Raw genomic sequence first — 13,561 nt, 5'->3', positions numbered from 1 at the left:
GGCATGCGTCCTCTGGGCGGATCGGCAATAAGCGGCGGTGCCTCACTCGCGCAGGAAGTCCAGCAGGTCCTGGTTGAGCCGGTCCTTGTGGGTGTCGGTGATGCCGTGCGGCGCGCCGGGGTAGAGGATCACCTCGGCATGCTTCACGTGGCGCGGGACGAGCTGGGCCGACATCGCCGGCGGCACGATCTGGTCGTCGCCGCCATGGATCACCAGCGTCGGCACGTCGAACTTCGCCAGGTCGCCGCGGAAGTCGGTGGCCGAGAACGCGGCGATCGAGTCGTACGTGTTCCTGTGCCCGGCCTGCATGCCCTGCACGTAGAAATTCTGGACGAGGCCTGCGCTGGGCGTGGCGCCGGGCCGGTTGAAGCCGAAGAACGGACCCGAGGCGATGTCCAGGTACTGCTGCGCGCGATTTTCCCGTGCGGCCTTGCGGAAGCCGTCGAACAACTCGATCGGGGCGCCGTCCGGGTTGTCGGTGGTGCGCAGCATGAAAGGCGTGACCGCACCCACCAGCACCGCCTTCTTCACCCGCGCCGTGCCGTGGCGGCCGATGTAGCGCGCCACTTCGCCGCCGCCGGTGGAGAAGCCGACCACGGTGACGTCGCGCAGGTCGAGCGCGGTGATCACCGCCGCCAGATCGTCGGCGTAGTGGTCCATGTCGTTGCCGTCCCAGGGCTGGCTGGAGCGGCCGTGGCCGCGGCGGTCGTGCGCGACCACGCGGTAGCCCTGGTCGGCCAGGAACAGCATCTGCGATTCCCAGCTGTCCGAGCTCAGCGGCCAGCCATGGCTGAAGGTCACGACCGGGCCGTCCTTGGGGCCCCAGTCCTTGTAGTACAGGCGCACGCCGTCGGCGGTGACGACGGTGCTGCCTTCGATGGTGGCGGCACGGGCGGCGGCCTGGAGGTCGCCGGCTTGCGGCTGCGCGGCGTGGGCCGTACCGGCGTGGAGGGCGATCGCCAGCAGGCTGGCGGCGAAGGTGCGGGTGATGGCGTTCATGGCGGTGTCTCCGGGGTTGGATGCGGGGTTGGGTGGTGTCGATGGATCAGTCGGCGATCGACAGCGAGACGTCGATGTTTCCGCGCGTGGCGTTCGAGTACGGGCACACGGCATGCGCCTGCTCGACCAGGGACTGCAGCTTGTCGCGCGCCACGCCCGGTGCGGAGACCGTGAGCGCGGCCTCGATGCCGAAGCCGGTCGCGGTCGGGCCAATGCCGACCCGGCCGGTGACGGTGGTGGCCGCGGGCAGGGCCACCTTCTGCCTGCCGGCGACGAACCGGAGCGCACCGAGGAAGCAGGCCGAATAGCCCGCGGCGAACAGCTGCTCGGGATTGGTGCCGGGGCCGCCGGCGCCACCGAGCTCGCGGGGCGTGGACAAGGCGATGTCGAGCGCGCCGCCTTCGGCGATGGCGCGGCCGTCGCGGCCGCCGGTGGCGGTGGCGCTGGCGGTGTAGAGGATCTTCTCGATGGACATGGCGGGATTTCCTGTCGGGTGGGGTGGTGGGGCCGGGGGTCTCCCCGGTGAGGCGTACTGTGCGCGCCCAGCCGGGACCGTTGGTGATGTAAAGTCCTGAAAAATTGACCAGGAGTCCGCAATGGCCGACAGGCTCGCCGCCCTCATGACCCACTTCCCGGTCAGCGCCCAGGTGTTCAATACCGGCCCGCTATGCGGCATCAACACCGTGGAGAGCGACGGCGAGCACGGCCAGTTGCACCTGGTGCGCGAAGGCGTGGTCGAGGTGGTCCACGGCCGCGAATCGCTGCGCGTGGACCGCCCCAGCCTGCTGCTGTATCCGCGGCCGCTGACCCACCGCTTCGTCACCGATCCCGAGCGCGGCGCGGACATGGTCTGCGCGCACCTGGCCTTCGAGGGTGGCGCGGGCAATCCCATCGCCGCGGCGTTGCCGCCGGTGGTGTGCCTGCCGCTGGATGAGGTCGGTGGCGCGGCGCCGGTGCTGGCGCTGCTGTTCGAGGAAGCGTTCGAACACCGCTGCGGGCGCGTGGCGCTGGTCGAGCGCCTGTTCGAGGTGGTGATGATCCAGATCCTGCGCCAGCTGATGGAGAGTGGCGAGGTGCAGGGCGGGTTGCTGTCGGGGCTGTCGCATCCGCGCCTGCGCAACGCGCTGGTGGCGATGCACGAGGCGCCAGCGAAGGACTGGACGCTGGACGAACTGGCGCAGGCCGCCGGCATGTCGCGCAGCGTGTTCGCGGCCAGCTTCCGCGAGGCGGTGGGCACCACCCCCGGCCAGTACCTGCAGGGCTGGCGCATCGGCCTGGCGCAGCAGGCGCTGCGGCGCGGGCGCCCGCTGAAGATCGTCGCCCCGCAGATCGGCTACGGCAGCGAGGCGGCGTTGTCGCGCGCGTTCAAGGCCCAGACCGGGCGCTCGCCACGCGAATGGCGCAGGCAGCTCGTCGCCGCGTCCGCCTGAGTTGGCGGAACCGCGTCAGTCGATGAACTGCAGCCGCGCCAGCTGCGCGTAGAGGCCGTCCTGCGCCAGCAACTCGGCGTGGGTGCCCTGGGCGACGATCCGCCCCTGGTCCATCACCACGATGCGGTCGGCCTTGAGGATCGTGGCCAGCCGGTGCGCGATCACCAGCGTGGTGCGGCCTTCCATCAGGTGCTCGAGCGCGGTCTGCACCGCGCGTTCGCTCTGCGCGTCGAGCGCGGAGGTGGCTTCGTCGAGCAGCAGGATCGGCGCGTCCTTGAGCAGGGCCCGGGCGATGGCGATGCGTTGCTGCTGGCCGCCGGACAGGCGCGCGCCGCGCTCGCCGAGCTGCTCGTCGTAGCCGGCCGGGAGCGCGGAGAGGAATTCGTGCGCCTCGGCCGAGCGCGCGGCGGCCTCGATCTCGGCGTCGTTCGCCTCGAGCCGGCCGTAGCGGATGTTCTCGCGCGCGCTGGCGGCGAAGATCGCAGGCTGCTGCGGCACCAGCGCGATCGCCTCGCGCAGTTCGGCCGGATCGAGCCGGCGCACGTCGACGCCGTCGACCGAGACCCGGCCCGCCTGCGGATCGTGGAAGCGCAGCAGCACCGAGAACACGGTGCTCTTGCCCGCTCCGGAAGGGCCGACCAGGGCCACGGTTTCGCCGGGCGCGACGCGCAGCGAGAACGCCTGCAATGCCGGGGCGTCGGGGCGCGTCGGGTAGTGGAACGAGACGTCGTCGAAGCGCAGTTCGCCGCGCAGCGGGCGTGGCAACGGGTCCGGATGCGCCGGCGCCGCGATTCCGCCGCGTTCGTCCAGCAGTTCGCCGATCCGGCCCATGCCGCCGGCCGCGCGCTGCAGCTCGTTCCAGACTTCCGCCAGCGCACCGACCGAGCCGGCGCCGAGCAGGGCGTAGAGCACGAACTGGCCGAGCGTGCCGGCGGTCATGTCGCCGCGGATCACGTCGTGCGCGCCCGACCACAGCACCAGGATGATCGCGCCGAAGATCAGCGAGATGGCCACCGCGGTGACCAGCGACTGCACGCCGATGCGCTTGCGCGCGGTGGCGACCGACAGCGCGACCGCATCGGTGAACCGGCCGCGTTCGTACGCTTCGCGCGCGTGCGCCTGCACCGTGCGGATCGCGCCCAGGGATTCGGCGGCCAGCGCGTTGGCATCGGCGACCCGGTCCTGGCTCTGGCGCGAGATCTTCTGCAGCCGGCGCCCGCCCAGCACCAGCGGCAGCACCAGCAGCGGGATTCCCACCAGCGCCCACACCGCCAGCTTCGGGCTGGTCACCAGCAGCATGACCACGCTGCCGAGCACGGTCACCGTGCTGCGCAGCGCGACCGACATGGTGGTGCCGATCACGCTGCGCAGCAGTTCGGTGTCGGCGCTGAGTCGCGACACCAGTTCGCCGCTGCGGTTGCGTTCGAAGAAGGCCTGGTCGAGCCCGACCAGGTGCCCGTAGAGCCGGTTGCGCAGGTCGGCGACCACGCGCTCGCCCAGCAGGGAGACGAAGAAGAAGCGCGCGGCGGTGGCCAGCGCCAGCGCCAGCGCGACCAGCAGGACCATCGCGAAGGTCGCGTCGATGTTGCTGCCGCTGCTGAAGCCCCGGTCGATGATGTGGCGCACCGCGACCGGCAGCGCCAGGGTCGCGCCGGAGGAGGCCACCAGCGCCAGCAGCCAGGCGAAGAACAGCCCCTTCTGGCGCATGACGAACGGCCACAGCGTGCGCAGCGAACCGAGCGGAACCTTCGGCGAAGGCGCATCCGGCGCGATGGGCGGGGTGCCTGGGGCGCCGCCGCGCCGGTCGTGGGAAAACGCCATCAGCCTTCGTCTTCGAAACGTGCCCGGTCACGGGTGGCGTCGCGCAGCCGGGTTTTCAAGTCCGCGAGCGCGCTTGCGGGCAGTTCCAGGGCGATGCAGGCGCCGGTGGCGTCGAATTCCTCGTCGAGCTTGTTCGCCGCGAACACGGGCAGCAACTGGTGCAGCGTCGAAACGTCCCCGAACGCCACGTGCACGCGCACCCGCGCGGTTTCGACCAGCGCCAGTCGCGGCGCCAGGCGCAGGCATTCGGCCGCCGCGCCGCCGTAGGCACGCACCAGGCCGCCGGCGCCGAGCTTGATGCCGCCGAACCAGCGGCTGACCACCACCGCCACCCGGTCGAAGCCCTGCCCGTCGATCGCGGCCAGGATCGGGCGTCCCGCGGTGCCGGCCGGTTCGTGGTCGTCGCTGCTGCGGTAGTCGCCGCCCAGCCGCCAGGCCCAGCAGTTGTGGCTGGCGTCGGCGAGCGAGGCGTGACGGAGGAAGTCGGCCGCGTCCTCCACCGAGGCGATGGGCGCGGCGTTCGCCAGGAAGCGGCTGTGCCGGACCTCGATGGCGTGTTGCGCCGGCGCGGCCAGCGTGTCCAGGCTCATTCGCCCAGCAGCGGGCGCAGGTCGTCGGGGACCTCGGCCTCGGGGTGGCGGCGCACGAACTCGCGCAGGCTGGCGCGCGCCTCGTCCATCTGGCCCGCGTCGCGCAGCTCGCGGATGCGCTGCAGCCAGCTTGTGCGCACCGCGGGAGAATCGGCCGAGGCCGGCGGGCGGTCGTCGAGCGGCTGGTCGGCGAGCGCGTCGAGCGTCGCCGGTGCCGGCTCGATCCGCGTCCCGGTCACGATGATCTGGTCGATCGCAGCGGCTTCGGCGGCGGCCTCCGACGGTTCGGCGGCGGGGTCGGGATCGGGACGCCGCCTGCGCGCGTGCGACGCGTCCTCGTCTTCTTCCGGGCGCGACGCGCTTTGCGGGGCGGGCGGCGCCGGGACGAAGCCGGTGTCATCGGCGGCCGGTGCCGGCGGGGCCGGCGGCGCGGGGGGCGGAGGGGGCGGAGGGGGCGGTGGTGTGGCCTGGTCGAAGACGATGTCCATCGCATCGGCGTCCTCCGCTAGCGCAGCGGCCGGCTGCGCAGCGGCGCGCCGTGCCGACGCCTCGGCCCTGCCGGCCTCGGCTTCGACTTCGGCCTTGCGCCTGGCGTCCTGACGGGCGGCGGCGTCGGTCGCGGCCCGGTCGGCGGCCACCGCGATTTCGTGCTGGTCGCGCGCGACGGCGGGGGGGCTGCGGCTGGGCGCGGAGCCTTCAGGTCCGGACGGGGCCCGGGCCTCGTCTGCCGCGACGGTGGCGCCGCCGTTTTCGGCCGCAGGCGTGTCTTCGGCCTCGCCGGTCGCCTCCGGCGGCGTGATCGCGGCGCCCGCCGGCGCAGGCTCGGCGATCACGGCCTGCGGCATTTCGAGTTCGGAAGGCGCGGACAGCGCCCGGCTCTCGGGCAAGGGGCGAAGTTGCCAGGCGACGCCGACCGCCACCGCCAGCGAGGCCGCGATCCCCAGCCCGACCGGCCAGCGCGGGCGACGTGGTCGCCTCTGCGCACGCGTGGCGGGCGCGCCCTCGCCGTGTGGCTGCGCGCGCGCCGCAGCCAGGATCGCCGCGTCGAGCGCCGCCGGCGGCGCCGCATGCGGATCCAGCCGCGACAGCCGCGCGGCGAGTTCGCGTTCTTCCGGCGTCAGCGGCTCGTGGTCGCGGCGGCTCATGCCCCCACCCCCGCGCCGAGCTGTGCGCGCAGCTTGTCCATCGCGTAGCGCAGGCGCGATTTCACCGTTTCCCGGCCGACCCCGGTCACCTCGCCGATCTCCTCCAGGCTCAGTTCCTGCTCCAGCCGCAGCACGATCACCTCGCGCTGCTCGGGCGGCAATGCGTCCAGCGCCACCTGCAACTGCCGGCGCTGCTCGAATTCCGACAGCTGCCGCTCCGGCGTGTCCGGGTCGGGCACGCGCGCGGTGCGCTCGTCGGCGTCCACCGGCGCCGGCGGACGGTGCTGCAGCGCCCGCCAGTGGTCGGCCAGGCGGTTGTGCGCGATCCGGTACAGCCAGGTCGCGAACGCGGCCTCGGGCGTCCAGTTCGCGCGCGCGCTGATCACCTTCTGCCAGATGTCCTGGAACAGCTCGTCGGCCAGTGCGCCGTCGCGCAGCTGCCGCAGCAGGTAGCGGTACAGGCGCAGGCGGTGGCGCCCGTAGAGCGATTCGAACGCGCCCACGTCGCCGGCCGCATAGGCGAGCATCAGCGCTTCGTCGCCGGGCTCGGGCGGATCGTCGGGGGCGGCCTCGTTCACCCGCAGCAGGGTAAGGCCTGCCCCGGCCGGCGGGAAGCCGGGGCCGCGGCGCCGGGACCATCGGGGAAGGGGCAGGTGGGCGATGGCGATCGACATGTCGAAGCTAACGGATCGGCGCCGGCCGAGGGGTTGCCGGAGCCGGGGCCGAATCTCGTTATGCTCCCTGAATGGAGATGCCGAACCCGTGAATGTCCCAGCCACCGAGGCGAACCTGCCCGGTCCCCAGACGGACGCGGGACTGGACGCCATCGCGCCGCTGCTCGCGCGCACCCTGCCTGCGGGCGCGACCGTCGCGGTCGGCTGGAACGATCCGCTGCTCGGTGCCGGCGCCTCGCGCAGCGCAGCCGCCACGCCGGCGCATGCCGCGGCGGTCGACGGCATGCTCGGCGGCGAGCCGCCCGGCGCCGACGGTTACGACATCAGCGCCGCCTGGACCCTCGACGCCACCCGCGTCGCCCTAGTCGCGCAGCCCGGCCGGCAGCTTCCCAACGCCCTGCGCGAGGGCTGGCTGGCGCTGGCCCGCAGCACCATCGACGCCACCTTCTCCAGCGCGCGCGCGCAGTCGCGCATCGAAGGGCTGCGCAAGTCCGAGCGCCTGCGCCAGGCGCTGTTCGAGATCGCGGACCTGTCCGGCGCCAGCCTCGACATGCAGGAGATGCTGGCGCGGATCCACGCCGTCGTCGGCACCCTGATGCCGGCGGACAACTTCTACATCGTGCGCTATGACGACGTGCGCGAGACCGTCCGTTTCCTGTACTTCGTCGACGAGCGCGATCCGTGGGTGGCCGATCCCGACGAGGAGATCCCCGTCTGCGAGATGCCCAACAGCCTGACCGTGGCGATGCTGCGCCACGGCCAGCCGATGCTGGGGCCGTCGGCGCAGATCCGCAGCTCGCTGGGCGTGGACAAGGATCCCGCGCACGGCCCCGACAGCGCCGACTGGCTGGGGGTGCCGATGCGCCGCGAAGGCTACGTCAGCGGCGCGATCGTGGTGCAGAGCTACGACCAGCCACGGCGCTACACCCACGAGGACCGGGCGCTGCTGGAATTCGTCGCCCAGCACATCCTCACCGCGCTCGACCGCAAGACCGCGCAGGACGACCTGGAACGGCGGGTGGACGAGCGCACCCGCGAGCTGCAGCACGCCAACTGGGTGCTGGAGGCGGAGATCGTCGAGCGCGAGCGCGCCGAGCGCCTGCAGCGCGCGCTGTTCCGGATCAGCGAACTGTCGATCACCGCCGGCAGCATCGAGCGCTTCTACGCCGAGGTCCACGGCGTGATCGACGAACTGCTCGACGCGCGCAACTTCTACATCGCGCTGCTGAGCGAGGACGGCGCGCGGCTGGAATTCCCCTATTCGGTGGACGAGCGCGATCCGGTGCGGCGGCCGCGCCGGCTCGGCCGCGGCCTGACCGAGTACGTGATCCGCACCGGGCAGGCGCTGCTGGTCGACCGCTACGGCATGGCCCAGCTCGAGAGCGCCGGGCAGATGCGCGGCCACGGCTCGCTCGCGCACTGCTGGCTGGGGGTGCCGCTGACGCGCGACGGCGCCACGGTCGGCGTGATCGCGGTGCAGAGCTACAGCGCGGACGTCGCCTTCACTCCCGCCGACCAGGAACTGCTGACCTTCGTCGCCCACCACGTCGACGGTGCGCTGGCGCGCAAGCGTGCGCAGGAATCGCTCAAGGCCACCCATGCCGAGCTCGAGTTCCGGGTCGAGGCGCGTACCCGCGAACTGGAACAGGCCAATCGCGAACTGCGCGCGCAGATCGGCGAGCGCGTGCGCGCGCAGCAGCGCCTGACCCACCAGGCGCGCCACGACCACCTCACCGGCCTGCCCAACCGCGTGTTCCTGCTCGACCGCCTCGACAGCATGATGCTGCAGATGTACGAGCCGGGCCGGCTGCCGTTCGCGGTGCTGTTCCTCGACCTCGACCGCTTCAAGCTGATCAACGATTCGATGGGCCATGCCGCCGGCGATGCGATGCTGATCGAGGTCGGCCGCCGCATCCGCGGCGCGATCGGGGTCGAGGACGTGGTCGCGCGGCTGGGCGGCGACGAGTTCGCGATCGTGCTCGATGCGGTCGCCGATGCCGACGTCGCCACCGACATCTCCACCAAGATCCTGAAGAAGCTCGGCCGCTCGATGTGGGTGGCCGGGCGCGAGCTTTTCCCCTCGGCCAGCATCGGCATCGCGCTGTGGCAGCCGCGCTACCGCCACGCCGACGAGCTGCTGCGCGACGCCGACGCGGCGATGTACCGCGCCAAGGCGCGCGGACGCGACCGCAGCGAGCGCTTCGACGAGGAGATGCGCGCCGAGGCGATGCGCCTGCTCGACCTCGAGGCCGACCTGCGCCGCGCGATCCAGCGCGACGCGTTCGAGCCGCATTTCCAGCCGATCGTGCGCCTGGCCGACGGCGTCGTGGTCGGGCACGAGGCGCTGCTGCGCTGGAAGCACGAACTGCACGGCGCGCTGCCGCCGTCGGAGTTCCTGCGCGTGTGCGAGGACAGTGGCCTGATCGAACAGGTCGACTGGCTGCTGTACCAGCGCGTGGTAGCGTGGATGGGGCGGCACCTCGAAGGCTACGTGTCGATCAACGTGTCGCCCAGGCACTTCCACGCCGACGACTTCGCCGAGCGCCTGCTGCGCATCATCGGCGACGCGCGGGTCGATCCGCACCGGTTGCGGATCGAGATCACCGAGGGCGCACTGCTCGACGACGCGCCGCGCGCAGCGCGCATCCTCAATACCCTGCGTGCCGAGGGCGTGCTGGCGTTGCTCGACGACTTCGGCACCGGTTTCTCGGCGCTGTCGTACCTGCACCGGTTCCCGATCCAGGCGCTGAAAATCGACCAGAGCTTCATCGCCGGCCTGTCCGGCGAAACCCACGCCGAGAGCCTGGCCCTGGTGCGCGCCATCCTCGCCCTGGCCGGCACGCTCGGCATCGACACCATCGGCGAGGGCGTGGAGACCGAGCACCAGCGCCAGTTGCTCACCGGCCTGGGCTGCGCCTACGGCCAGGGCTACCTGTTCGGGCGGCCGGTGGCGCAGGTCGAAGGCCGCGCCCCGAAGGCGCGGCCTGCCGCCGTCAGCGCGAGATCGCGCTGACCTGCGGTTCGCCGGCGGCGCCTTCGCCGTCGGCCACCAGCGCCCGCGAGGCCTCCACCAGGTCCACGAACTCCGCGCGCAGGCGCCAGCGGTCGGCGCCCTGCGCCGCGCGCGCGCCGCCGGCGATCGCGGTCCAGTCCCATTGCGCCAGGTTCTCGCCGCCGCGCAGCGCATCCGCCCAGGCCGCCACGCTCGCCGCGAAGCGCATCGACTCGCCGGGCTGCGCGCGGATCGCGCTGCGCAGGATCGGCGTTTCGATCAACCGGCTCGCGGTTTCGCCGGGGCGCTTGTAGCGCAGGCGCAGGTGCGCCAGTTCGCCGGACTGCGCGCTGCGCGTTGCCGGCTGCGCCTCGCCGTAGCGCAACGGCGGCAACCGCTCCGCGCCGGAGCCGGCCAGCGTGATCTCGTACAGGGCGGTGACCTCGTGCCCGGCACCGATGTCGCCGGCGTCGACCTTGTCGTTGGCGAAGTCCTCGCGCGCCAGCATCCGGTTCTCGTAGCCGATCAGGCGGTACTCGGCCACCTGCGCGGGGTTGAACTCGACCTGGATCTTCACGTCCTGCGCGATCGTCAGCAGGGTCGAGGACATTTCCTCCACCAGCACCTTGCGCGCCTCCTGCAAGGTGTCGATGTAGGCGTGGTTGCCGTCGCCGGCGTCGGCCAGGCGTTCGGCCAGGTGGTCGTTGTAGTTGCCGGTGCCGAAGCCGAGCGTGGTCAGGGCGATGCCGGACTTGCGCTGGTCGGCGACCATCGTCTCCAGCGAACCGCCGTCGACGGTGCCGACGTTGAAGTCGCCGTCCGTGGCCAGGATCACGCGGTTGACGCCGCCCTCGACGAACCCGCGCCGCGCCATCGCGTAGGCCAGGCGGATGCCGTCGCCGCCGTTGGTGCTGCCCCCGGCTTCGAGCCGGTCGAGCGCGGCGAGGATCTCGTCCTTGCGGTCGCCGGCCGTCGGCGGCAGCACCAGGCCCGCGGAACCGGCGTAGACCACGATCGACACCCGGTCCCGCGCCCGCAGCTGCCCGGTGAGTTCCGCGAACGACTGCTTGAGCAGCGGCAGCTTGTCCGGCGAATTCATCGAACCCGAGGTATCGAACAGGAACACGAGGTTGGCTGGCGGCAGCTCGGCCTTCGGCACGTCGAAGCCCTTGATCCCGATCATCAGCAGGTGCCGGCGCGCGTCCCACGGCGCCGGCGCCACCTCGGTGGTGGCGCGGAACGGCGTGTCCAGCGAATCCGGGCCGGGATGGCCGTAGTCGAAGTAGTTGATGAACTCCTCCGCGCGCACCGCGTCCGTCGGCGGCCGCACGCCCTGGCGCACCATGCGCCGCACGTTGCTGTAGCTGCCGGTGTCGACGTCGATCGAGAAGGTGGACACCGGCTGCTCGGCCACGCGCTGCACCGGGTTGTCCTCGCGCTCGGCGTAGTTCTCGGTGTTCGCCGGCTGCGACTGCGGCGGCGGCGCGACCATCTCGTAGAGCAGCGGCGCGGAGGCTGGCGCCGGCGCGGCAAGCATGCCCACGGCCATGGCCTCTTCGGCGCGCATCCGTGTGCCGCTCACCACGACCTGGTCGAGGTGCGCGCGTGCGGCATCCGCGTCGCGGGCTTCGGCGCCTCGGGCTTTGGCGAGCGCAATTTCGGCCGGCGGGGCGGGTGGCACGGGCGGGGGAGGAGGCGGCACAGATGCCTGGCGTTCCAGGTCGTCGACGGGCGCGGAGGAGGGCGATTGCGCCCCGCGCCCGTCCGGCGCGGAACTGCAGGCGGACAGGGCGATGGCGGCGAACAGGGCAGCGGCGAGGACGGTGCGTTGCATGGCGGGACTCCCGTGGTGGACGCAGCGATGAACGCGCGAGCCGTCACGGTGGGGTTGCGCCAGTGCCGGTCCCTTCCGCTTCCGGTGGCAACCCTTCCACCGCTTGCGCGCAACTACCTTCCCCGGTGAAACGGGGGCGGGGGCAACAACGGGGAGGGACAACAAGGGTGCTCGACGTCGAGAAGTTGGTGATGTCGTGACAAGCCCGGCTGTTCCTTCCCCCGTAAAACCGGGGAAGGACAGCTAGGGTGTTCGACGTCGAGAAGTTGGAGATGTCGCGACGAACCTGGCTGTTCCTTCCCCCGCTTTGCGGGGGAAGGTGCCGAAGGCGGATGGGGGCGCTCCCCGGCGCGACAGCTCTGAAAGCACAGCCTTCACGGCAACGTTGCGGCAGTGCAGGCCCCCTGGATTCCGCGTCCAGCGCGATTCTTCCCGCAATCCGGACCCCTTCCACCGCCCCGGCATCGATAATCCCCCCGATGCCCGTCGACACCCGCCCGCCCGCCATCGCCCTCATGGGCCCCACCGCCTCGGGCAAGACCGCGCTATCGCTCGACTGGGCGCAGCGCTTCGGCGGCGAGATCGTCAGCGTCGATTCGGCCCTGGTCTACCGCGGGCTCGACATCGGCGCCGCTAAACCCGACGCCGCCGAACGCGCGCGCGCACCCCACCACCTGATCGACCTGCGCGATCCCTGGCAGGCCTATTCCGCCGCCGAGTTCGCGCGCGACGCCCGCGCCGCGATCGACGGCATCCTCGCCCGCGGCCGCCTGCCGATCCTCGCCGGTGGCACCGGCCTGTACTTCCGCGCATTGCTGCACGGGCTGTCGCCGATGCCCGACGCCGATCCGGCCCTGCGCGCCGCAATCGCGGCCGAGGCGCGCGAGCGCGGCTGGCCGGCATTGCACGCACAGCTCGCGACCGTCGATCCGGCCGCCGCCGCGAGGATCGCGCCCGCCGATCCGCAGCGCATCGCGCGCGCACTGGAAGTGTTCCGCCTCAGCGGCCGCGCGATCAGCGACTGGCAGCGCGGGCCGCCGGCATCGCCGCGCCTGCCGGTGAAGGTGCTCAAGCTGGTGGTTGCACCGCACCAGCGCACGGTGCTGCATGCGCGCATCGCCGCGCGCCTGGACGCGATGCTCGCCGCCGGCTTCCTCGACGAGGTGCGGACCCTGCGCGCCCTGCCGCAGTTGCGCGCCCATCCGGCGCCGCTCGACCTGCCGGCGATCCGCGCCGTCGGCTACCGCCAGGCCTGGGAACACCTCGACGGCGCAGGCGACGCCGCGCAGTTCCGCGAGCGCGCGATCTTCGCCACCCGCCAGCTCGCGAAACGCCAGCTCACCTGGCTGCGCGGCGAGCTCGACGCGCGATGGTTCGACCCAGCCGCGCAGGGCGCGGACCTCGACGCCGCGGTCCGCCGCTTCCTCGGCACCTCGTAAGTCACCCGACGCACTCGACCGGCCCGGTCGCGCAGTTCCGCGCTGCGCGCCCGCAGCATTCCCCGGGCCGCACGTGGCGGCGTCCCTGCGCTGGCGGCAGCCACAGGGCGGTCGGGCCTCCCGGATCCCCGAAATGCCCCGCCTTCAGCCCCGGCCGACGCCCGGCAGGCGCAATCCGTGATTCGAATCACCCCCGCGCCGCGCGTGCGCGTACGGGTTGTGTACCATCCGTATGTCGCCGCCGTCGGGGAAGAACGCGGGTCGGGCGATGCGGCCGGGGAGGCCTGCCAAGGGTGCCCCGCCGGACACAACAATAACCAAGCTGGGGAAACAGCAATGTCCAAGGGGCAATCCTTGCAGGATCCTTTCCTGAATGCGCTGCGGCGCGAACGCGTGCCGGTGTCGATCTACCTGGTCAACGGCATCAAGCTCCAGGGCGTCATCGAGTCCTTCGACCAGTTCGTCGTGTTGCTGCGCAACACGGTCAGCCAGATGGTCTACAAGCACGCCATCTCCACCGTGGTACCGGCGCGCAACGTGCGCGTGGGGCCGGGCGGGGGCGTGGTCCAGGCCGGCGAGGGCGCCGAGGACCTGACCGCCGAAACCGCCTGAGCGGCCGGATGCGGGCGCGCATCGC

General features: G+C 72.3%; 11 protein-coding genes. 4 read left to right on the top strand and 7 right to left on the bottom strand.

The genetic code is table 11. From position 1 onward, the window contains the following. Positions 1 to 42 precede the first annotated feature (42 nt). Together FZO89_RS04500 and FZO89_RS04495 are read right to left on the bottom strand one after the other, a co-directional pair. A complete protein-coding gene (locus FZO89_RS04500; protein WP_149102130.1) occupies positions 43 to 999 on the bottom strand; it encodes an alpha/beta fold hydrolase in 957 nt (318 codons plus the stop codon). Positions 1,000 to 1,045: 46 nt separating this feature from the next. Further along, on the bottom strand, positions 1,046 to 1,474 hold the full coding sequence (locus FZO89_RS04495; protein WP_149102129.1) for an organic hydroperoxide resistance protein: 429 nt from the start codon (positions 1,472 to 1,474) through the stop codon (positions 1,046 to 1,048). Positions 1,475 to 1,595: 121 nt separating this feature from the next. On the opposite strand from FZO89_RS04495, the gene FZO89_RS04490 reads away from it, so the two are divergent. After that, positions 1,596 to 2,429, top strand: a complete 834-nt coding sequence (locus FZO89_RS04490; protein WP_149102128.1) for an AraC family transcriptional regulator — start codon at positions 1,596 to 1,598, stop codon at positions 2,427 to 2,429. A 15-nt stretch (positions 2,430 to 2,444) separates the two neighbouring features. Here the strand turns inward: FZO89_RS04490 and FZO89_RS04485 are convergent, their stop codons facing one another. From FZO89_RS04485 to FZO89_RS04470, 4 genes are read right to left on the bottom strand one after another with little or no spacing between them, the layout of a single operon-like run. After that, a complete protein-coding gene (locus FZO89_RS04485) occupies positions 2,445 to 4,250 on the bottom strand; it encodes an ABC transporter transmembrane domain-containing protein (RefSeq protein WP_149102127.1) in 1,806 nt (601 codons plus the stop codon). Beyond that, on the bottom strand, positions 4,250 to 4,840 hold the full coding sequence (locus tag FZO89_RS04480; protein WP_149102126.1) for an IMPACT family protein: 591 nt from the start codon (positions 4,838 to 4,840) through the stop codon (positions 4,250 to 4,252). The genes FZO89_RS04485 and FZO89_RS04480 overlap by 1 nt, the downstream gene beginning before the upstream one ends. Beyond that, positions 4,837 to 5,985, bottom strand: coding sequence for a hypothetical protein (locus tag FZO89_RS04475; protein WP_149102125.1), 1,149 nt, complete (start codon positions 5,983 to 5,985; stop codon positions 4,837 to 4,839). Before FZO89_RS04475 ends, FZO89_RS04480 begins: the two co-directional genes overlap by 4 nt. Further along, the gene (locus tag FZO89_RS04470; RefSeq protein WP_149102124.1) at positions 5,982 to 6,659 is read right to left on the bottom strand and encodes an RNA polymerase sigma factor; all 678 of its coding nucleotides are present in this window, start codon (positions 6,657 to 6,659) and stop codon (positions 5,982 to 5,984) included. Before FZO89_RS04470 ends, FZO89_RS04475 begins: the two co-directional genes overlap by 4 nt. Positions 6,660 to 6,747: 88 nt before the next feature. Between FZO89_RS04470 and FZO89_RS04465 the strand changes: the two genes are divergently transcribed. Next, positions 6,748 to 9,672, top strand: a complete 2,925-nt coding sequence (locus FZO89_RS04465) for an EAL domain-containing protein (protein WP_262378525.1) — start codon at positions 6,748 to 6,750, stop codon at positions 9,670 to 9,672. On the opposite strand, the gene FZO89_RS04460 is transcribed toward FZO89_RS04465, so the two are convergent. Continuing rightward, positions 9,653 to 11,485, bottom strand: coding sequence for a vWA domain-containing protein (locus FZO89_RS04460; RefSeq protein WP_149102122.1), 1,833 nt, complete (start codon positions 11,483 to 11,485; stop codon positions 9,653 to 9,655). The genes FZO89_RS04465 and FZO89_RS04460 overlap by 20 nt on opposite strands. Positions 11,486 to 11,964: 479 nt before the next feature. Between FZO89_RS04460 and miaA the strand changes: the two genes are divergently transcribed. Further along, positions 11,965 to 12,924, top strand: a complete 960-nt coding sequence (gene miaA / locus FZO89_RS04455; RefSeq protein ID WP_149102121.1) for a tRNA (adenosine(37)-N6)-dimethylallyltransferase MiaA — start codon at positions 11,965 to 11,967, stop codon at positions 12,922 to 12,924. Positions 12,925 to 13,260: 336 nt separating this feature from the next. Then, entirely contained in the window at positions 13,261 to 13,536 is a 276-nt protein-coding gene (gene hfq / locus FZO89_RS04450; RefSeq protein ID WP_149102120.1) for an RNA chaperone Hfq, read from the top strand. The last annotated feature ends 25 nt before the right edge of the window (positions 13,537 to 13,561 follow it).

Source organism: Luteimonas viscosa (assembly GCF_008244685.1).
In the GTDB taxonomy this organism is placed as follows: Bacteria; Pseudomonadota; Gammaproteobacteria; order Xanthomonadales; family Xanthomonadaceae; genus Luteimonas; species Luteimonas viscosa.
Note: the sequence above shows the minus strand (reverse complement) of the source record. Positions and strands in the feature narration are given on the sequence as shown.

Bases quoted from the DNA above. Each gene is read 5' to 3' on its own strand.
- miaA (WP_149102121.1), top strand. From the start codon at position 11,965: ATGCCCGTCGACACCCGCCCGCCCGCCATCGCCCTCATGGGCCCCACC.
- hfq (WP_149102120.1), top strand. From the start codon at position 13,261: ATGTCCAAGGGGCAATCCTTGCAGGATCCTTTCCTGAATGCGCTGCGG.
- FZO89_RS04480 (WP_149102126.1), bottom strand. From the start codon at position 4,840: ATGAGCCTGGACACGCTGGCCGCGCCGGCGCAACACGCCATCGAGGTC.
- FZO89_RS04475 (WP_149102125.1), bottom strand. From the start codon at position 5,985: ATGAGCCGCCGCGACCACGAGCCGCTGACGCCGGAAGAACGCGAACTC.
- FZO89_RS04460 (WP_149102122.1), bottom strand. From the start codon at position 11,485: ATGCAACGCACCGTCCTCGCCGCTGCCCTGTTCGCCGCCATCGCCCTG.
- FZO89_RS04490 (WP_149102128.1), top strand. From the start codon at position 1,596: ATGGCCGACAGGCTCGCCGCCCTCATGACCCACTTCCCGGTCAGCGCC.
- FZO89_RS04470 (WP_149102124.1), bottom strand. From the start codon at position 6,659: ATGTCGATCGCCATCGCCCACCTGCCCCTTCCCCGATGGTCCCGGCGC.
- FZO89_RS04495 (WP_149102129.1), bottom strand. From the start codon at position 1,474: ATGTCCATCGAGAAGATCCTCTACACCGCCAGCGCCACCGCCACCGGC.
- FZO89_RS04485 (WP_149102127.1), bottom strand. From the start codon at position 4,250: ATGGCGTTTTCCCACGACCGGCGCGGCGGCGCCCCAGGCACCCCGCCC.
- FZO89_RS04500 (WP_149102130.1), bottom strand. From the start codon at position 999: ATGAACGCCATCACCCGCACCTTCGCCGCCAGCCTGCTGGCGATCGCC.